The sequence below is a fragment of the Hymenobacter crusticola genome (assembly GCF_002154225.1).
Classification (GTDB): Bacteria; Bacteroidota; Bacteroidia; order Cytophagales; family Hymenobacteraceae; genus Hymenobacter; species Hymenobacter crusticola.
Genome location: NZ_MTSE01000001.1, coordinates 299,729 through 318,137 on the forward strand (window position 1 = coordinate 299,729; position 18,409 = coordinate 318,137).

An 18,409-nucleotide genomic window follows, 5' to 3' on the forward strand; every position below is an offset into this window, starting at 1 on the left:
TTGCCTCCATGTTTAGTCAATTATAAAAGTCTATTATTTATAAAAACTCGTTGCCGCTTTTGCTAGGCTAGGATGCATCTTTCTCCTGTCATCTCCCACATTTTAGCCTATTATATGCGCCGTTTAGTACTTGCCCTATTTGCCTTGTTCTTTTGGAGCCTTTCAGCTCAGGCGCAGGACCTTCTTACCAAGACAAATGGAGAAGAGCTCTTGGTGAAAGTGCTGGAAATCACACCCACAGAAGTGAGCTATAAGCGTGCCGACAACCTCGATGGCCCACTGATCAAAGTGCGCCGCAACGACGTGTTCATGATTCGGTATGCCAATGGTACCAAAGAAGTAGTGCAAGCGGGCCCGCCACCTAGCCCCTATTCGGCTACTGGGCCGCAGCCAGCCGCCCCGAGCAACCTTGTAGTACCAGATGACGCAGAACCCGTTTACCAAGAAGTTCACCTCAGCGGGCCGCGCTTGGGCATGACGGTACTCACGGGCGGCGTAGCCCGCAAAGCCGACGACCGCCTCAACCTGAACCCTTTCCTGACGCAGTTTGGCTGGCAGTTTGAAACCCGCATTTTTCGGATGCCCAACGGTACCTCGGGGCTGGTCGAAGTTGTGCCCCTGGTCGGGGGTTTGGAGCAAGGCAAGTTTATCCCGAGCGTGAATGCGTTGATTGGCATCCGTGGACCGAAAGGCTTTGAGTTTGGCCTAGGCCCTAACCTAACGCCGATCAGTGCCAACATAGCCTTGGCAATTGGTACTTCCTTCCGCGCCAACGGAGTCAACTTCCCGGTCAATTTTGCGGTGGTACCCGGCAACGGGGGCGCCCGCTTTAGCCTGCTTTTCGGCTTCAATTCTCGCAAACGCTAACACCCTTTTCACCCCTTATTTATGCGCCAGCTGCTACTACTTTGCGCCCTTTTGCCAACTGCTTATCAGTCGTTTGCCCAAGATGTTATTCTGAAATCCGACGGCGAGGAAATAACAGGAAAAGTAATCACCATCACGCCTGACCAAATCACTTACGTCAGTGCGGCCGAGGGGCGTTCCGACACGCTCCACCTAGCTAGCAGTACTGTTTTTCTAATTCGCTACGCCAATGGCACCAAGGAGGTACTGCGCAATTCGGCGGCTCCTACCGAACCGGTTATGTCCAAAGAAGAAGCTTACACACGCGGGCGCTTAGATGCTCGTAAATTTTACAGAGCGCCCAGTGCCTTCTGGGGCACTTATGCTTCCACTGTAGTTGGCGTGGGTTATGGCGGCGTCGTTACGGGGGTAGTGGTGGGCACGACCAAGCCGAAAGCCCAAAACTTTGTTGTGCCCGAGGCTACGCTTCTACACAACGCCGATTATATGGCAGGCTATCAGCAGCAGGCGCATAAAAAGAAAATCGGTAGCGTTGTCGGTGGATTTGGGGCGGGTGTGGGCACCTTAGTGGTAGTGCAAGCCATCATTCTTGCGGTGCTTTTCCGCAACTTCAGCTAGCATTTACTTTCAACTAAATAGGTACCTTCTTCAACTTTACTGTTGAGCTCACGTATAGCTGAGCAGTATTCACCTAATCTCCCACCCACCATGGACGTAAATAACAACAACGTGGACGACAGCACCGAGCTGCGCGCCCGCGGCGGCTGGAACGAAGTAAAAGGCAAGGCGAAGCAACAGTGGGGCAACCTCACCGACGACGACCTTGACTACCAAGAAGGCCAGCAAGATGAATGGTTTGGTCGGCTTCAGCAAAAAACCGGACATACAATCGACGAAATCAAAGATTGGTTTCACCGAAATTTCTAGGCAATATTTAGTCTAGAACCATAGTTTAGAAAGAACCCCGTTTCAACTAATTCGTTGGAGCGGGGTTCTTTCTGTATCACCCATTTGCGAGAAAGCTTTCTGCCACCGCCGCACGTGCAAGCGCTGTAGAAACAATCCGATTATTTCACCATGTCCATTGCCCCAGATGAACTACATACGCTCGGGAACATCAACTTGCTTCAGTTGATTAAGACAGCTTTCTTCTGTTCTCGCAATTACCCACCAGCCATTGAGCGCACCACCTATTTATGGGTGCTGGAGCAACGGCGGCGCGGACATTGCCTGCTTTCTGGCTTTCATTCGCAGCTGGAGCAAAGCATATTTCGTTACTTGCTCGCCCGGCACTACCCTATTGTATACGCCCTAGGTCGGGGCATACAAATGGGGCTCACGCTCGAGTACGAAGCTGAAATACAAGCCGGGCACCTGCTTTTCGTCACGCCATTCGAGCCAAAGGTGACTTCTACCACGCAAGAAACCGTCGACATCCGAAACTTGCTCGTGCTCGACCTAGCCGACAATTTCTTTGTCCCGTACATGGCGCCCGACGGTAACATAGAGCAGCTATTTCAAAGTAAAATAGCCGCCGGCAAGCCGGTCGTTACACTCGATCTACCTGAGAACGAAGCGCTTATTCGCAACGGCGCGACCATTTACCAGCCCAGTGATCTGTTTGGCAAGGAATGTTAATCTTGCCCCACCCACGGCTAAAAAAGTGGACTAGCCACCTAGCTAGGCCCGCACTAAAAGTACCTAACCAGCGAAGCAAGTAACCGTTGGCGGCGCCATGCACGTAAGAGTAGCGGTATAAACTCCTCTCTCCCTACACGATATGGCACTTTCTGTTTCTCCGGCTCTGCCCTCTCCTTCCGAGGGAATTCGCACACTGGCCCGCTTTGGGTTTGCGGCGAAAGGTATTGTTTACTTCTTGTTGGGTGGCCTAGCGTTGCTAGCGGCGACCGGCATGAAAGGTGGCCAAACGGCCGACAAAGAAAAAGCGGTTTTGACGCTTCAAGAGCTTCCTATGGGCCGTTGGCTGCTTGGGTTGGTGGCGTTAGGCTTATTCGGCTACGTTATTTGGCGCTTCGTGCAGGCCGTGCGCGACACAGAGCACAAAGGCACCAAACCAATGGGCTTGGCTAAGCGCCTAGGCTACGCTGGAAGCGGAGCCCTCTACGCGGCGCTAGCACTCTACGCAGGTCGGGCCGCGGTGCAGGGCGCGCCGCCGAGCAGCAGCGGCAACGGCCGGCAAACGCTAGTAGCGAAAGTGCTGGAGTTCCCCCTCGGTGAGTGGCTAGTAGGTGCGGCGGCTTTGCTCACCATTGGTATCGGCCTCTACCAGATCTACCGGGCCTACGCGGGCAAGTTCAAGAAGGACGTCGACTCTAGTTCACTCTCCAGCGAACAAAAACAACTTGTGGAGCGCACCGGACAAGCCGGCTACACGGCGCGGGGCATTGTGCTCGGCATTCTCGGTTACTTCTTGCTGCAAGCGGCGCTCAACTCTAACTCGCAGGAAGTGCAAGGCACGGAAGGCGCCTTCGACTTGCTCAGCTCCATGGGACCGGCCGTGCTCGGCATCGTTGCCCTCGGGCTGATGGCGTACGGTGTTTACCAGATTGTACGCGCCCGCTTCCCTATGCTGCAGGTATAACCCATTAGTTCATGGTTGCTTATCAGCCCCCGCGTCGTTGCACCTGCCTAGGTCTTCGGCGCGGGGGCTGCGTTTGGAGCGGCTACGTAGTCGTGCAAGTACTGATAACGTGCCGTAAGTTGGCCATTGCGCGTGATGGTGGCGCGCTCGATAATATCATCCGATGCCTCGTTCAGCAGGTGCGGAAATACGGCATCGAGCAGTTGCCGACCAAAGTCGCGGGAGGCGTTGCGCGGCAGCTCGCAAGGTAAGTTGTCCACGGCCATGATGGTAATATTTTCGGGCCGTGAGCAGGGCGGCTCCAGCGCGCCGGTAGCGGGGTTATAATCATAGGCTGGCTCCGTGATGCTGGTGCTACGTTTGGTGCACGGGATGGAGCCGTCTACATCGCAGGTCACGTCGGCGATGGTGTTGATGCGAAAGCTAGGTTGCTGCGTTTCCGCTTCGGTAAAGAGCCGAGGGGCTGCGGGGTCCCAGTAGGCGCAGGCAATTAGCAAATCCGTGACAGGCAAAAACTTATCAAAAGTCGATGTATACGCCTGCGGGTTGCGGTGAAAGTCGGGCGTATCCCACACCCGACCGTCGCGGCGAGCGTTATAATCTGAGGAGCGCAGTTGCGTGTATACCGGCTCGTTGAAAGCTAGGTATAGGTAATCATACACGCTTACCCGCCGGATGCCCATGCGCGTGAGCACCTCCAAAGCCCCCTGCGCCACCCGGCCGCTTCCCGTCACGGCTATTTTGATGGGAGGCAACTTTTTCACTTTAAAAAATTCCTCCTGCATGTCGTCCATGTCGACGCACTGGTAGGCTGGCTTTAGGTTATACAGCTTGTGCTTGCGCCCATAAATCAGCAGGCCGTTGTAAGCCCCCACAATGCCGGCATAGCGTCCGAAAGCCACGATTCGCTCGCCTTGCGCGTTCGTCAGCATCTCATAGTCGATGAGCGTGATGTTCTTGGCGAGAACCTGCCGTAGCAGCTCGCGGTTGCGTGGCTGCTTTTTCACGGTGTGCGAGAAGAACAGATACGTTTTGTTCGGAATGAGCTGTTCCACTGGTACCTCCTTCACACCCAGCAGGATATCGCAATCCGACACGTCGGCTTGCACCTCGATGCCTAGGTCGCGATACTCTTGGTCGGCGTAGCTGCGCACGGCACTTTCCTGCACGACTAGGCGCAAGCTGGGGAAGCTACTGAGCGCCTCCGCGCATTTTTTGGGCGTGAGGGCCACGCGGCGGTCGGGCGGATTTTTGCCTTCGCGGATGAGGCCAAGGGAAACGTTACGCATACTCGTGTGGTTTGTGGGTGGTAAGTAAAGCTACGGGTTCTGGCTCACCGTAGCGTTGGTTTTCACCTTACCTTTGTATTGCCTGAAAGTGAACTACGCAAGAACAACTATGCGGCTTTTGCGCTTTTACCCGTGTCTATTGCCTAGCTCTGTTTCGGGCACCCACCCTGTGTCACAACTCACTTCTACTATATGACTCTTCACCCCAAGCCTGCCGACCTATTCGTAGACCGTCATAACGGTCCCGACGAGGCTGCTATTGCTCAGATGCTACGCACCATCGGCGTGGACTCGGTTGAGCAGCTCATCGACGAAACGGTGCCGGCAGCTATTCGCCTCAAACACTCACTGAACCTGCCCGCGGCCCTTACGGAGCGGGCTTTTTTGGCTAAATTCAAGGAGATAGCCGGGCAAAATAAAGTATACAAAAACTACATCGGCCTCGGCTACCACGACACAGCCCTGCCCGCTGTCATTCAGCGCAATATTCTCGAAAACCCCGGCTGGTACACGGCCTACACGCCCTACCAGGCTGAAATCGCGCAGGGCCGCCTAGAAGCGCTCATCAACTACCAAACGGTGGTGATGGACCTGACCGGAATGGAAATCGCCAACGCTTCCCTACTCGATGAGGGCACGGCTGCGGCCGAGGCGCTGCATATGTTCCACAGCCAAACCAAGAAAAAGAACGCCGATAAGTTCTTTGTCTCGGAACAAGTATTGCCCCAAACTATTGACGTGCTGCGTACCCGCGCCACACCTCTCGGCATTGAGCTAGTGGTAGGCGATCATCGCACCATCGACCTAGCTATGGAAGGCTTGTTCGGGGCTATCCTGCAATACCCTGGTGCTGATGGCGAGGTGTTCGACTACACTGATTTTATCAGTCAGGCGCACCAAAGCGGCTTGTTCGTGGTGGTGGCCGCCGACTTGCTTTCCCTGACGCTACTCACCTCGCCCGGCGAGATGGGCGCCGACGCTTGCGTGGGCAACTCCCAGCGCTTCGGCGTACCGATGGGCTACGGTGGACCGCACGCTGGCTTCTTCGCCACGAAGGATGCCTTTAAGCGTATCATTCCGGGCCGTATCATTGGCCAAAGCGTGGATGCAGCCGGTAACAAAGCGTACCGCATGGCTCTGCAAACCCGCGAGCAGCATATTCGTCGCGAAAAGGCAACCAGCAACATCTGCACTGCGCAGGTGCTCTTGAGCGTGTTAGCCGGCATGTACGCCGTGTACCACGGTCCGCAGCGTATCAAACAATTTGCGGTCAATATCCACGCTCTCACGCAAGTGCTGGCGCAGGAGCTAGCTAGCCTAGGTATCGAGCAGCTGAACGAAAATTACTTCGACACACTTCAGCTGAAGCTGGAAAGCAAGGAGCTACGCGATGTGCTCAAGCACGAAGCCGAAGGCCGTGGCGTGAACTTCCGCTACTTCGGAGAAACCAACGTGGGCATTTCGCTGCACCAAAACACGGAAGCCGCCGACGTAGCCGAAATCGTGGGACTCTTTGCGCGGGTATTCGGCAAAGAAAACGCGACAGAGGCCTTGTTGCCTACCGATATCGAGCTGAAGTGGCCTGCTAGCCTAGTTCGTCAGAGCAGCTACCTCACGCACCCCATCTTCAACACGCACCACTCCGAGCACGAGATGCTGCGCTACATGAAGCACCTCGAAAACAAGGACTTGAGCCTAGCTCATTCCATGATTCCGCTAGGTTCGTGCACCATGAAGCTCAATGCTACGGCCGAAATGATTCCGGTGACGTGGCCCGAAATCGGCAGCCTCCACCCCTTCGCCCCACGCGACCAGGCGCAAGGCTACGCCGAAATCTTCCACGACCTAGAGAAGTGGCTGTGCGAAGTCACGGGCTTTGCAGCCGTGAGCTTGCAGCCGAATTCTGGCGCCCAAGGTGAATATGCGGGCCTGCTCGTGATTCGGGCTTACCACGAAGCCCACGACCAGGGCCACCGCAACATTGCCCTGATTCCGGCTTCAGCCCACGGCACTAACCCGGCTTCGGCTGTGATGGCGGGGATGCAGGTAGTGGTGGTGAAAAGCACGGAAGAAGGCAACATCGACGTGGCTGACTTGAAAGAGAAAGCCGCTAAGTATGCCGACAACCTTTCGTGCCTGATGGTAACCTACCCTAGCACGCACGGCGTGTATGAGGAAACCATCATTGATATCTGCCAAACCATTCACGAGCACGGCGGCCGCGTGTACATGGACGGCGCCAACATGAATGCCCAAGTAGGCCTTACGTCGCCCGCCACCATCGGCGCCGACGTATGCCACTTAAACCTCCATAAAACTTTCTGCATTCCGCACGGTGGTGGTGGCCCCGGCGTTGGCCCCATTGGTGTGGTATCGGACCTAGCTTCCTTCCTCCCCGGCCACGTAGTTGTGAATGCCGATGGCCGTAAGGCGGGTGCTGTATCGGCTGCGCCGTGGGGCTCGGCAAGCATTTTACCTATTTCGTACGCTTATATCTCGATGATGGGCGGCGAAGGGTTGAAGCGCGCGACGGAAATAGCCATTTTGAACGCCAACTACATTAAGGCCCGCCTAGAAGAGCACTACCCTGTGCTGTACACTGGCGCTAATGGTCGTTGCGCCCACGAAATGATCCTAGACTGCCGTCAGTTCAAAAAGGCTGGTATTGAAGTAGAAGACATTGCCAAGCGCCTAATGGACTATGGCTACCATGCTCCCACCGTTTCTTTCCCAGTAGCCGGCACGCTGATGGTAGAGCCCACCGAGAGCGAAAGTAAAGAAGAGCTCGACCGCTTCTGCGAAGCCATGATTTCGATTCGGGCCGAAATTCGTGAGGTAGAGGAAGGCCGCGCCGATGCCAAAGACAACGTACTCAAGCACGCGCCACACACCGCGGCCGCCGTACTGATCCACAACTGGACCCGGCCTTACTCGCGGGAGCAAGCTGTGTACCCAGCTGAGTACACCCGCGCCGCCAAGTTCTGGCCTAGCGTTAGCCGCATCGACTCCGCTTACGGCGACCGGAACCTGATTTGCTCGTGCACTTCTATTGAAGAGTACGCCGATCAGGAAGAACAGCTGGTACCAACAGACCAGGGACCATCGTACTAGAAGGCAAGTAGCGCGGAAAGCCGTTCTGCGCTACTCCGCTAGCCAACATGCAAAAGGGGCCGTAATCACTGATTACGGCCCCTTTTGCACGGAATTGGGTGGGTCATGCGGTAAGTTATTTGCTAGCGAAGCAGGTGCGGTACATGTAGCCGCTGAGCGTTTTTCCGTCTTTCGTTAGGCGGGCCTTCACGAAGTACTGATCTACGGTATCCGTGACCTGCACCTGCGTGCCAGAGCTCAGCGTAGCAAGCACTGTTGATTCTTTGGTCATGCCGTTATAGAGGCCGCATTCCACAACGCTGTCGTGTGCGACAGGGGCGTGACTAGCGTGCGCGTTGCTACCAACCTCGGCTGTGCTGCAAGAAGCGAAGGAAACAAGAGCGAATAAGCAGGGTATGAGTTTTTTCATAGGTATATAGTATTTAGCCACTTATAGAAAATTTCTTGCCAAACAATATCCCGCTCTGAAAGTCGTATATAATCTACTCGGCAAGCCTACTATCTTGGAACGTTGGCCCCTACCTGAATGTTGAGAAAACAAGAAGGGAAAAGGACTTTCAGTTATCTTGAGGCAAGTTCATTTCCTCCCAAACTACACCGCATTAGCAACCATATGAACCGCATCACCCGCTTTTTTGTCCGACCGGCCGCGTTGGCTCTTGTCGGTATCTCTTTACTGTTGGGAGCTACTAGCTGCGCTACCTCATCGCGCGTAGGCGTTTCTTCCGACTTCGACCATTCTGTCAATTTCCGCGCTTACAAAACCTGGGCTTGGTATCCGCAACAGCAGCCTGACACCGAAGGCGGCCCAGCCAAAGGCTACGAGTCGTTCCTCGATAAGCGTATGCGTGCTGCTGTAGAAACCGAAATGCAGAAGAAGGGCCTCACCTATTCGGAGACAAACCCTGACCTATACATTGCTTACTCGGCCAAAGTGGAAGAGAAGCAAAGCGTATCTCCTTATTATAATGGCCTCGGCTATCCGTATTATGGCTACGGTGGCTTCTACGGCCGCGGCTACGGCTACACGCCCGTAACCGAATACAAAGCCGGTACGGTTATCATAGACTTCGTTGATGCGCACCGCAAAGAGCTAGCTTGGCGCGGTACGGGCCAAGCGCAGCTAGATCAGCAAACCATCTCCGAGCAGGAAACCTACCGCATCGTCGGTAGCATTCTTGGTACGTATCCGCCCCAGGATACTAACGCTCGTCGCTAAGCTTTCGAGCTAGCTTTGAAAAGCCCTTCTCCTTTTACGGAGAAGGGCTTTTTGTTTGTAGTTGCTGCGGTAGTCGCAGCTATTTGGAGGACACCAGGCCTCACTCCTCATAGGTAATCACCAACGACAACAAAATTTCTGGATGCAGTGAATCACCGATGGGGGTCGTTTGATGCTGGATGGCGTTGATCCGTGCCCCTGGGTTTTCCACTTGAAACTGCGTAACCAGTTGGCCCCAGGCCTGGGCCATACTTTCTGGGAAGCAACGCTGCACGCGAAACGTGAACTTCGTCATGACTATAAGAGCGGTTTGTATTGGATTAGGCCTGGGCAGGCGTGCCAGCTAGGCTTGTGTGTGCTTTATCAAAACAGGATGAACGAAGAAACTCATCTTGAAGCGTTTTTTGAGCTTGGGAGAAAACTTCACTGGAAAAAAGGGCCCATTCACAGCAGAAAAGCACCTATTCAGCAGAAATGTAAGCAGCTCGGACCTAGGTACCCTAATCTTGTAACAGCAACGGGGTAGCACAAAGGCCTTCACCGAGCTACTCAACAACTTATCCCCAACGTCTCTTTTCTTCCTTCTTCCTTCCTCTACTGTATTATGGCTTATTCTACTTCTACAATCGCTGGTCAAAGCATCCAAGAAATCATTAACGCACTGCCTGGCCTCATGGCTGTGGCTGTGGTAGACGCGCAATCGGGCATGGCCCTGGCTTCGCACTCTAACTCGCCTAGCCTAAACCCCGAAACCGCTGCTGCTTACAACACGGAAGTGGTAAAGCAGAAGCAAAAAGCCATGGCTGCTCTGAAGCTCACCGACGAAAAAATCGAAGATATTCTGATGACGCTCAGCCACCAGCTGCACCTCATTAAGCTCTCGGAAGATGGCAAGAAGTTTATCTACCTCGTCGTGAATTCTCGCGATACGAACCTCGCTATTGCCCGCGAAGTGCTCCGCGAAGGAGCTGCGCTGCTCAAGTAACCCTAGCACCCACGTGCTTTAATAGCCCGAAACAGCCACCCCTCTACAGGGTGGCTGTTTCTTTTTGCATATTTAAAGTAACCGGCGTGCGGTTGCGCCTTTCTACAGCCCATTACCACAGTGCTAGTACCACAGTAAGATTACCAAACGCCAGCAAAATACTTATCCATTCGGCCCCACAACGTACTTGCTTGAGACCGTCATGCACTTTCTCTGTACTAAAGAAAAGTTGGGCCTAACCGGTAAAAAAGACATAAGAATCTTGCGTTTGCTAGTCTTGGTTCAACCTTTGTTTCCACGAATGACCGCCCCATTGCTCGTTCGAGCAGTGCGCTAAAGCGGTTGTTTGTGCCTCCTGCTCGCGTCGCCTGCCTATGCTGTCTTCTTCCATCCTGCCAGAACCAGAGTATGAGCTAGAACTCTTCCTGGCCGGAAACAGCCCTAAATCGACGCAAGCGTTGCAAAATATTCGCACGATTTGCGAGCAGTACTTACCAGGACGCCATACGCTCGTTGTCGTCGACCTTTACCAGCAGCCAGAGCGGGCGAGTCAGGAGGAAATCCTGGGCGTACCGATGCTCCTCAAAAAACGCCCCGGCTTGGTCCGACGGCTCGTAGGAGACTTCTCTGACCACGAACGGGTGCTCAAAGCTCTTGGCCTGACCTAGGGTCACTTATTGGCCGCTTCTACAACGCTACCTGCAAGTTCACCGTTTTCGCCGCTAGCCCTGGCGACTGTAGCAACACTTTTACGGCGCCGGCTGCCGTGGCCTGCACGTACACCAACAGCCGACCTTGATACGCCTGCCGTTTCGAGCCTTTGTAGTCCTCGTGGCTGGCTAGGTCGCCGCTTTCAATGCCGAGCAGCTTGGCCGGGCCTTCCACGGCCACGGTAACTTCATTGGTGGCCGTATTCACTGGATTTCCCTGCTGGTCAACTACTCTTACTTCGATCTGAGCTAGGTTGTGGGCTTTGCTAGACAAGGTAGTCCGGTCGGCGGTGGCCTGGATGGCGGCGGGTGCCTCAACCGTCTTCAACACCGTACAGCTTACTTCTTGGTCCTTCTTATAGCTTTTGGCTAGCAGCTCGCCGGGCTGATAGGCTACGTCCCAGGCAACCTCCCGACCCTGCTTTTTACCCAAGGATTTCCCATTGAGAAACAGCTCCACCGCATCACCATTCGTGAAGCTCACGACGCGCACTTGGTCGCCGGCGTTCCAGTTCCAAGCGGTGTTCAGGCGCCGATGGCCGCGGCTTTGCTGATCTTTCGAGGCTTCCATGGCACCTAAGTACACCATCGGCTTCTCGGACCACAGGCTTTGGCGAAAGTAAAACTCTGGCTTGGGGAAGCCAGCTAAATCGAGCAGGCCGGCGCCGTTGCTACGTTGGGGCCACTTGCCGGCTTCTCCTAGGTAGTCGATACCAGTCCAGAGATACTGAGCCGAGATGTAAGCGTTGGAATCGACGGCCGCCCAGGCACTTGCAGCCATGCCATTCTCACTACCGTAGATAATTCGGCTGGGGTACTTCTGGTGATCTTCGGGGTAGCGAAATTCCTGGTAGTTGTAGCCCACCACGTCGAGCGATGCAGGATAATCCGTGAAGTTGGACATCACCACGCCGGCCAGCGCCGCCGTGATAGGCCGAGAGGTATCGTACTTTTTGGCCACGGCCACCAAGTGCTGGGAGATTTCGCCCAAGCGGCTGGCGGCCGGGTGATCAGGCAGGTAGCCTTTGCCGTAGATCTGCGGGTTGCGGCCCGTGTTCAGGACCTCGTGCGAATAAGGGTCGTTGGGGTAATCTATCTCATTGCCAATGCTCCACATGATGATGGACGGGCGGTTGCGGTTACGCAGGATCATATCGCGCAAATCGCGGTCGGCCCATTCCTTGAAGTATTGGTGCGCCCCAAACTTGGCGGGTGTACCCACATTCCAGCCTTCCACCCACTTGTTTTTTCCCTCTTCCCACTCGTCGAAAGCCTCATCCATCACCAGAAAACCTAGCTTGTCGCACAACGCATAGAAGTAGTCGGCGTGCGGGTTATGGCTCATCCGGATGGAGTTGCAGCCACCTTCCTTTAGCGTCTTTAGCCGCCGCTCCCATACCGCTTGCGGCACGGCTACACCCAGCGCACCCGCGTCGTCGTGCAGGCAGACACCTTTAAGCTCCAGGCTTTTGCCGTTCAGAAAAAAGCCCTGGTTGGCGTCGAAGCGGATGGTGCGCACACCTACTTCTTCCACTACTTCGTCGGTCAGCTTACCTTGCACCGACAGCGCTACCCGTAACTTGTAGAGGCTAGGTTTTTCCACCGACCACAAGCTAGGTTTGCCGATTTTCAAGGTCATGGCGGCTGGCGTATCCGTGTTTGGTTTGGCCTGTATTTGCTGCTGAGCGGTGGCAACTACTTGTCCTTGCGGGTCCACGAGCGTACTTTTTACCAGGACGCTGGCGGCGGCAGCCGTCATGTTATTGACGGCTACCGTTACCTTCCCCGTGGCGGCGCTAGCTGATACGTCGGGCGTGGTGAAGCCAATGCCCCACAAGCCAATGTGCACAGGTTCAGTCGCTAGCAAGTACACATTGCGGTAGATGCCCGAGCCCGTATACCAGCGCGAATCGGCAAACTCGGTGTGGTCGGCTTTCACGGCCAACACATTCTGGCCGCTGGCTTTCAGGTACGAGGTCAGTTCGTATTGAAAGGAGGCAAAACCGCTGGGCCGCTTCCCTAGGTAGTGGCCGTTGAGCCACACCTCACTGTTCTTGTACACGCCATCGAAATACACAAATACCTTCTTGCCCCGAAAGCCGGCGGGCACATCGAAGGTTTTGCGGTACCAACCAATGCCGCCCGGCAAGAAGCCCGTGGCACTGGCCCATTCCTGACTAAAAGGCCCTTCAATGCTCCAATCGTGGGGCAGCGCCAAGCGGCGCCAGTTGGTGTCGTTGAAGTCAGCCTTTTCGCCCGCGGTTACGTCGCCTTTGTGAAACTTCCAATCGGCGTTGAACAGCACCTGTTGGCGAGGTGCCTGGGCCTGAGCACCGCTTGAAAACAAACAGCAAACCAGGGCAAGCAAGAGTAGTAAGGCAGTTTTCACGGAGTAGGCGAGTTGGTGGGAGCAGGTCTTTAGCGAATGTCGCTCACTAGCGTCGTGATGGAGCGTGGGACCAGGTGCACGAGTTGGTCCTTCACGACAGGGCCGGGTTGCAGATCGGTGGTAGCGGAAGTGGTGAAAGTGCGCACCGAACCTAGCTTTTTTCCGCTCAGCGTCAGGCGCAAATCGGTTGGCGTAGCGGCCGAATTAACGACGACCGTTATCAGCTGCTTGCCGGCAGCACTTTTATAAGCAGAGACGAGCAATTGGCTGTCCATACCTAGGTTTTGCGCAAGGCTAGCCTCGACCCGAACGGCGCCGGGGCGGATATAACGGCTATAGTTGCCCAGCGCCCACAGCATCTTACTTACCTGATAAGTACCATCTTCTTTGGTTTTGTCGATGTAGATCAGGCCATCTTTGTAATCGTAGGGAGAGATGGCCAGCCACCACTGCCAAGCCGCAGCATTTGCCGTAGCTAGGTCCATATGAATGGTGCGAGCTAGGTATAGTGCCGCATCCATCCCTAGGTCGCGCTTGTTGCCATTGATTTCGCCGGCATTATCACCCAAGATGCAGTATTCTGATTGCCAGAAGGTAAGCTTGTTAACTGTTGCTACTTTGGCCGCTAGCTGCTGGCGCGTTGCCACGGCTTGGCTGTAGGGCGAAGTAGTGAAGTAACTGTGGGCGGCAACGGTGCGGGCTACTCGCGGCAGGTCACCAACATACGTGGACGCCGTCGGACTAAAAAAGGCGCTGATCTGGTCGCCGCGGTCGGGCTTATCTGCCGTAGCAAAGAGATAGTTAATCTTGCCGGCCTCGGTGAGTAGAATTTTGGTGGGCAGCTGTTGAGCAAGTAGTGCGGCGTTCAGAGCCTTGGTTACGCCGGCCATTTCCTCGTTGCGGAAGGGGCTGCCTTCTTGTTTAGGGTCGCTCCAATCCCACTGTGGCTCATTCACTGGGCTCACGTAATCGAAGGTGATGCCGGTGGTCTTTTTCACGCCTTGCACCACCTTGGCCATGAACGTGGCAAAGGGCTCGTAGTTGGCCGGAGCTAGGTTAGTTTTGCCGCCCTCGGCGAAGGCACGGCCAGTGATGGTGTACTGCACCGGCGGGCTGTTCAGAAACCCTAGGAACTGCTGAACGCCCCGCTTCTTGGCCGCTTGCAGAAACCAGACTTGCCCGGCCTGCCGGGTCCAGTCGTAGCGGCCATCGGGCAGCATAAACGACTCGGCGCGGTGCCACTCGTCGCGGATGCCGCTTTGCTCGCCCTGCTGCGCGCTACCTGCCCCAATGTTGAAGCGCCACATCGACAAGCCGATACCCTTGGGCTGACCACCGGCTTTGGCGTCCGTGCTGAACAGCAAGTCAGCTATGGCTTCCTTCTTAGCCGCAGGCCATTGTCCCACAAACTGACACGCCCACGCATCCGACGCGCTAAAGTTGTCGATGGTTTGGTAGGTTTTTGTGTCGTCTACCAACACCGTTACGGTTTTGGCTGCGCCAGTACTGCTGGGGTTACTGGGTTGCCCTTGCCCGATGCTGACCACCGCTAGCAGCACGAGCGTACTTAGTAGGAAGCGCGAACCCGGAGCTGTTCTTTTATAAGCTGGCTCGGTTAGCCATAATGATTTACCCGACGCCACTACTATTTTCATTATGAGTTATTTGAGCCTAGCCAGAGAATAGGGCAAGGTAATCAAAGAAGCCAAGCAAGCCGTACAGTATCAGCAGCTTGCTTAAGCTAGGTTCGGTATCTTGAGTGCTATTCTAGACTTCCGCCGGAAGGCAGAGTCTGCGTTTGCTTCATCAGCATCCGCAGACTCTGCCTTCCTCTTCTGTCGAACGTTCATCTTTGGCGTAGTCGCCTCCGTTACCGAGAATTCAATGTAGTTCTCGTGTAATCAAAGCCAGACACCCAAGGTGATGTCTAGCAAGCCCTGTTTTGAAGCGGTGCCTAAACGTACCACCTAGGTAGGCCTATCTAGAACTTGAACGCTTGGTCTACGTGCAAAATGCGCGTAGACCAAGCGTTCAAGCAAGATGTAGTCGAGGCTATGCGCTTGGCTAGCTTCTGTTACTGCGGCGATGCAAATCTGACTAACGGCGTGCAGTCAACTCAGCACCAACACTGGAGCTACCGTTATTGTCGTTTTCTACTAAAGAGCTGACACGTAGCTGTTAGAACAGATCATTCTTAGCGGGCACGGTGTACGGCTGTTGCTCCCCACTGGTCTTTGGCAAGCCGAAAAAGAAGTACAGAGTACGTTTCGTGCTGCCACTTACGTGGTTTGGCTCACTATTCGGACCTAGCTTTTGCGGGTTCGAATCAATATTCAAGGCGAGCTTGGTGCCGATGGGCGGAATAGCATCCAGGAAAGACAAGTTGCCGATGGGCAACGCTGGATGCGGCTTCACGCCAGAGAGGCCGTAGAAGTCGAGCATGCGTACGTACAGCCCTTTATCGGGGCTGGCCACCAGAAATTTACCTTCTACTGTGTTCATTTCCAGCCAAGTAATATCGGCAAAGTAACCCTTGAATTCGGGGTAAATCCAGGGCGCAGCGCCAGTTTGGGTGTTGTTGTAGGCATTCTCCCACACGTTGTCGGTCACTCCTTGCAGGCGGTTCTTCCACACGCGGTACGGCCCCTTGCCGAGCCACTTAGCGCTTAGCACAAAATTTTCCGGATACGTGAAGCTCACTCCAGTAAAGGGAAAATCACCGCTAAGGGCGTATTCATAGCTGAGGCTGAGCCAGCCCGTGCTGTACATCTTCCAGCGCACGGACTTCAGGTCGCCGGTATAGCTAGCTTCCACCACTTCCCCGTCATTCTCCTTGCGGTGCGTGAGGCCGGTGAAGGTCGCGTTGCCACTCACGAGCACGGGCCCATTGCCGAAGGACAGCTTATCGCCGCTATTTCCTTTTACGCCCGTCAGCTTGCCACTGCGTTTGTTGAAGGCTACGGTGATGTCGCTAGCTTTCAAGGTAAGCGTAGTGTCGCTCTCCGTTACTTCCACTGGTTGAGGCTGCTTGTCTTGTAAGGTCAGAATACCGTCGAGCAGCTTATCGTTGGCAACGGTTTTCCACGACCATTTGTACACTAAGTTCTTCGCGGGGTCGTAGGCAGAAAGTAGTAGCGCGTCGTACGTTTTCCAATCCTTGGGCAGCTTCAGGTCGAGCTTGCCGCTGGCGAGGGGTGCCACATTGGGGCTAGCCATGCGGCTCTTTTTCATGGTAGTGTACCCCGAGAAAGCTTCGCCTGGCTTGCGGTATTTCACCAGCTCCCACTGAAAATAGCACTGATTGAGGTTAGTGAAATGGTAACGGTTCTCCACTGGCACCACCCCTTTAAAGGAGCTAGGCAGCTCTTTGAGGGTGATGTGCACCGGCGAGAATATTTCGCGGATGGCATAGAAGCTGCCCTCCTTCTCGCGGTGCGGCCCCACGACACCGTCGGGCGCGTTCACGCCGTTTACGTCGATGATGTTGTTCAGATCGGTACGCACAATGCCTTCATCTACCAGCGCCCAGATGAAGCCCCCACCCGAGCGCTGCGACTTCCAGTGCAGTTCCCAGAAATCACCTAGGCCCACGGCCGCGCCACCATCGTCTTGGGCGTGCAGAAACTCGGTGGGCATGTAGATAAGTGAGTCGCTGAGGATCTTTTGGGTGCTGTAGTAGTCTTCATAGTGGTTTGTGTCGATGCCGTTGAAGGCATTGCCGGGGCGGTGGTGGGCGTGAATGACAGGACGGTTGGAAAGATCGTACTTGCCAAAGTCATCATCCAGCTCCTTGTTGGTGCCGCCTTCGTTGCCGTTGCTCCAGAAGATAATGCTTGGGTGGTTCACGTCCTTTTCGACCATTTCCTTCACCAGTTTCTCGCCAGCTTTGGTGCTGTAAGCCTTCTGCCAACCGGCTAGCTCATCGAGCACGTACAAGCCCAGCGAATCGCAGATTTCCAGAAACTTGGCGTCGGGCGGGTAATGCGAGAGGCGCACGGCGTTCATGTTCATCTCCTTCATGAGCTTCACGTCGCCGAGGTGAATGGAGTCGTTGAGAGTACGGCCGGTTTCGGGCCACCAGCTGTGCCGGTTGATGCCCTTCATCTTCACCTGCGTGCCGTTCACGTAAATGCCTTTGCCACGCCGAATCTCGATGGTGCGGAAGCCAAACTTCTCCGACGTCTGGAAAGCTAGGTTACCGTTGGTTTTCAGCGTCACATTGGCGCGGTACAGGTTCGGTGTTTCCGAAGTCCACTGCAACGGCTTGTTCACTTTAGTACGAAGCGTCACGACGGTGTCTTGCGCGCTTGCGGTGCCTTTTGCCGTTCCTACAACTTTGCCGGTCGCATCCAGAATATCGGCTTGCACTTCGCCTGCTTGCGTTTGGCCCTTCAGAAATACATTCATGGCAAACGTGCCATCGGCCTTCGCGGCAACAGCAGTACGGGCAATGAATTGCTTCGGATACGCTTCCAGGTATACGGGCCGGAAGATGCCACCGAAGATCCAATAGTCAGCGAGGCGCTCGGCATTGTTCACCGAGGCTTCCGCCGACATTTTGCTCACCGTTATTTCCAGTAGGTTAGCTTTATCGGCTTGCAGCTTATCGGTGATGTCATATTTGAAGCGGTAGAAAGCGCCTTGGTGGATCGGCCCGGCGAGCTGACCGTTGACTTTCACCTCGGTGTCGGTCATTGCGCCTTCGAATACCAAGTATACCTGCTTGCCCTTCCAGCTAGCTGGCACCTGAAACTGCCGCTTGTACATGCCTTTTTCGTCGGCAAAGCGGAAGTTCTTCCCGTAGGTTTTGTAGTCGCGGCCGTAGTTGTAGCTACCAAAGCCCTGCTGCTCCCAGCACGACGGCACCTGAATGGTAGTCCAGTAGCCGCTTTTTCGCCCACCCGTACAGTAGAAATCCCAGGTGGCCGTGTGGTTGTTATCGGTGCCGGAGAGATACTGCACCTGTTTGCGCGTGTCCGACTGAGCACGCAAACCGCTGGTGCACAGCAGCGAAAGATAGGTAAGCAGAAAAAGTAGTTTGCGGCGCATGGCGGAAACGGTGTGGCAAGAGTTCAGAATAGAGCAGCGAACATACACCCTCCTGTGCTGCTAGCTACCCTGTACCATCCTGTTTGCCAGCAGAACGTCATGCGGAGCTTCGCGCAGCACCTGCTTATCAAGCTCCGCAATAATCGGCATCGTTTAAAAAGCAAAAAGGACAAGCTAGCTTGTCCTTT

The 18,409-nt window shown here is 54.9% G+C and carries 15 protein-coding genes; 9 read left to right on the top strand and 6 right to left on the bottom strand.

Annotation, left to right across the window (positions count from 1 at the left end; all coding sequences use genetic code 11):
• The first annotated feature begins 114 nt into the window (after positions 1-114).
• From BXP70_RS01160 to BXP70_RS01180, 5 genes are all read left to right on the top strand, one after another.
• Positions 115-867, top strand: a complete 753-nt coding sequence (locus BXP70_RS01160) for a hypothetical protein (RefSeq protein WP_086592174.1) — start codon at positions 115-117, stop codon at positions 865-867.
• Positions 868-888: 21 nt separating this feature from the next.
• Positions 889-1,485 (top strand): hypothetical protein, encoded by a 597-nt coding sequence (locus tag BXP70_RS01165; protein WP_086592175.1) that lies wholly within the window; start codon positions 889-891, stop codon positions 1,483-1,485.
• Positions 1,486-1,575: 90 nt separating this feature from the next.
• Positions 1,576-1,794 carry a CsbD family protein gene (locus BXP70_RS01170; protein WP_086592176.1) on the top strand — a complete coding sequence of 73 codons (219 nt, stop codon included), beginning with the start codon at positions 1,576-1,578 and terminating at the stop codon, positions 1,792-1,794.
• 150 nt (positions 1,795-1,944) lie between these two features.
• Positions 1,945-2,505, top strand: coding sequence for a hypothetical protein (locus tag BXP70_RS01175; RefSeq protein WP_086592177.1), 561 nt, complete (start codon positions 1,945-1,947; stop codon positions 2,503-2,505).
• A 142-nt stretch (positions 2,506-2,647) separates the two neighbouring features.
• Positions 2,648-3,469 (top strand): DUF1206 domain-containing protein, encoded by an 822-nt coding sequence (locus BXP70_RS01180; RefSeq protein ID WP_086592178.1) that lies wholly within the window; start codon positions 2,648-2,650, stop codon positions 3,467-3,469.
• Positions 3,470-3,516: 47 nt separating this feature from the next.
• On the opposite strand, the gene BXP70_RS01185 is transcribed toward BXP70_RS01180, so the two are convergent.
• The gene (locus BXP70_RS01185) at positions 3,517-4,758 is read right to left on the bottom strand and encodes an NAD(P)-dependent oxidoreductase (RefSeq protein ID WP_086592179.1); all 1,242 of its coding nucleotides are present in this window, start codon (positions 4,756-4,758) and stop codon (positions 3,517-3,519) included.
• A gap of 192 nt (positions 4,759-4,950) precedes the next feature.
• On the opposite strand from BXP70_RS01185, the gene gcvP reads away from it, so the two are divergent.
• Positions 4,951-7,869: an aminomethyl-transferring glycine dehydrogenase gene (gcvP, locus tag BXP70_RS01190; RefSeq protein WP_086592180.1), complete on the top strand. Its 2,919-nt coding sequence runs from the start codon at positions 4,951-4,953 to the stop codon at positions 7,867-7,869.
• A gap of 115 nt (positions 7,870-7,984) precedes the next feature.
• On the opposite strand, the gene BXP70_RS29315 is transcribed toward gcvP, so the two are convergent.
• The gene (locus BXP70_RS29315; RefSeq protein WP_143436326.1) at positions 7,985-8,278 is read right to left on the bottom strand and encodes an SH3 domain-containing protein; all 294 of its coding nucleotides are present in this window, start codon (positions 8,276-8,278) and stop codon (positions 7,985-7,987) included.
• Positions 8,279-8,482: 204 nt separating this feature from the next.
• Between BXP70_RS29315 and BXP70_RS01195 the strand changes: the two genes are divergently transcribed.
• On the top strand, positions 8,483-9,088 hold the full coding sequence (locus BXP70_RS01195) for a DUF4136 domain-containing protein (RefSeq protein ID WP_179197538.1): 606 nt from the start codon (positions 8,483-8,485) through the stop codon (positions 9,086-9,088).
• Between the two features lie 100 nt (positions 9,089-9,188).
• Here BXP70_RS01195 and BXP70_RS01200 read toward each other — a convergent pair whose 3' ends face one another.
• Entirely contained in the window at positions 9,189-9,383 is a 195-nt protein-coding gene (locus BXP70_RS01200) for a hypothetical protein (RefSeq protein ID WP_086592182.1), read from the bottom strand.
• 309 nt (positions 9,384-9,692) lie between these two features.
• Here BXP70_RS01200 and BXP70_RS01205 point away from each other — a divergent pair, with 309 nt between their 5' ends.
• Positions 9,693-10,073, top strand: a complete 381-nt coding sequence (locus BXP70_RS01205) for a hypothetical protein (RefSeq protein ID WP_086592183.1) — start codon at positions 9,693-9,695, stop codon at positions 10,071-10,073.
• A gap of 374 nt (positions 10,074-10,447) precedes the next feature.
• The gene (locus tag BXP70_RS01210; RefSeq protein ID WP_086592184.1) at positions 10,448-10,741 is read left to right on the top strand and encodes a circadian clock KaiB family protein; all 294 of its coding nucleotides are present in this window, start codon (positions 10,448-10,450) and stop codon (positions 10,739-10,741) included.
• 19 nt (positions 10,742-10,760) lie between these two features.
• On the opposite strand, the gene BXP70_RS01215 is transcribed toward BXP70_RS01210, so the two are convergent.
• From BXP70_RS01215 to BXP70_RS01225, 3 genes are all read right to left on the bottom strand, one after another.
• Complete coding sequence (locus BXP70_RS01215; protein ID WP_086592185.1) at positions 10,761-13,172, bottom strand: sugar-binding domain-containing protein; 2,412 nt, start codon at positions 13,170-13,172, stop codon at positions 10,761-10,763.
• Between the two features lie 29 nt (positions 13,173-13,201).
• Positions 13,202-14,827, bottom strand: coding sequence for a glycoside hydrolase (locus tag BXP70_RS01220; RefSeq protein WP_086592186.1), 1,626 nt, complete (start codon positions 14,825-14,827; stop codon positions 13,202-13,204).
• 523 nt (positions 14,828-15,350) lie between these two features.
• The gene (locus tag BXP70_RS01225) at positions 15,351-18,221 is read right to left on the bottom strand and encodes a glycoside hydrolase family 2 protein (protein ID WP_086592187.1); all 2,871 of its coding nucleotides are present in this window, start codon (positions 18,219-18,221) and stop codon (positions 15,351-15,353) included.
• Positions 18,222-18,409: the final 188 nt, after the last annotated feature.

Bases quoted from the DNA above. Each gene is read 5' to 3' on its own strand.
- BXP70_RS01170 (WP_086592176.1), top strand. From the start codon at position 1,576: ATGGACGTAAATAACAACAACGTGGACGACAGCACCGAGCTGCGCGCC.
- BXP70_RS01165 (WP_086592175.1), top strand. From the start codon at position 889: ATGCGCCAGCTGCTACTACTTTGCGCCCTTTTGCCAACTGCTTATCAG.
- BXP70_RS01175 (WP_086592177.1), top strand. From the start codon at position 1,945: ATGTCCATTGCCCCAGATGAACTACATACGCTCGGGAACATCAACTTG.
- BXP70_RS29315 (WP_143436326.1), bottom strand. From the start codon at position 8,278: ATGAAAAAACTCATACCCTGCTTATTCGCTCTTGTTTCCTTCGCTTCT.
- BXP70_RS01205 (WP_086592183.1), top strand. From the start codon at position 9,693: ATGGCTTATTCTACTTCTACAATCGCTGGTCAAAGCATCCAAGAAATC.
- BXP70_RS01160 (WP_086592174.1), top strand. From the start codon at position 115: ATGCGCCGTTTAGTACTTGCCCTATTTGCCTTGTTCTTTTGGAGCCTT.
- BXP70_RS01180 (WP_086592178.1), top strand. From the start codon at position 2,648: ATGGCACTTTCTGTTTCTCCGGCTCTGCCCTCTCCTTCCGAGGGAATT.
- BXP70_RS01220 (WP_086592186.1), bottom strand. From the start codon at position 14,827: ATGAAAATAGTAGTGGCGTCGGGTAAATCATTATGGCTAACCGAGCCA.
- BXP70_RS01195 (WP_179197538.1), top strand. From the start codon at position 8,483: ATGAACCGCATCACCCGCTTTTTTGTCCGACCGGCCGCGTTGGCTCTT.
- gcvP (WP_086592180.1), top strand. From the start codon at position 4,951: ATGACTCTTCACCCCAAGCCTGCCGACCTATTCGTAGACCGTCATAAC.
- BXP70_RS01225 (WP_086592187.1), bottom strand. From the start codon at position 18,221: ATGCGCCGCAAACTACTTTTTCTGCTTACCTATCTTTCGCTGCTGTGC.
- BXP70_RS01200 (WP_086592182.1), bottom strand. From the start codon at position 9,383: ATGACGAAGTTCACGTTTCGCGTGCAGCGTTGCTTCCCAGAAAGTATG.
- BXP70_RS01185 (WP_086592179.1), bottom strand. From the start codon at position 4,758: ATGCGTAACGTTTCCCTTGGCCTCATCCGCGAAGGCAAAAATCCGCCC.
- BXP70_RS01210 (WP_086592184.1), top strand. From the start codon at position 10,448: ATGCTGTCTTCTTCCATCCTGCCAGAACCAGAGTATGAGCTAGAACTC.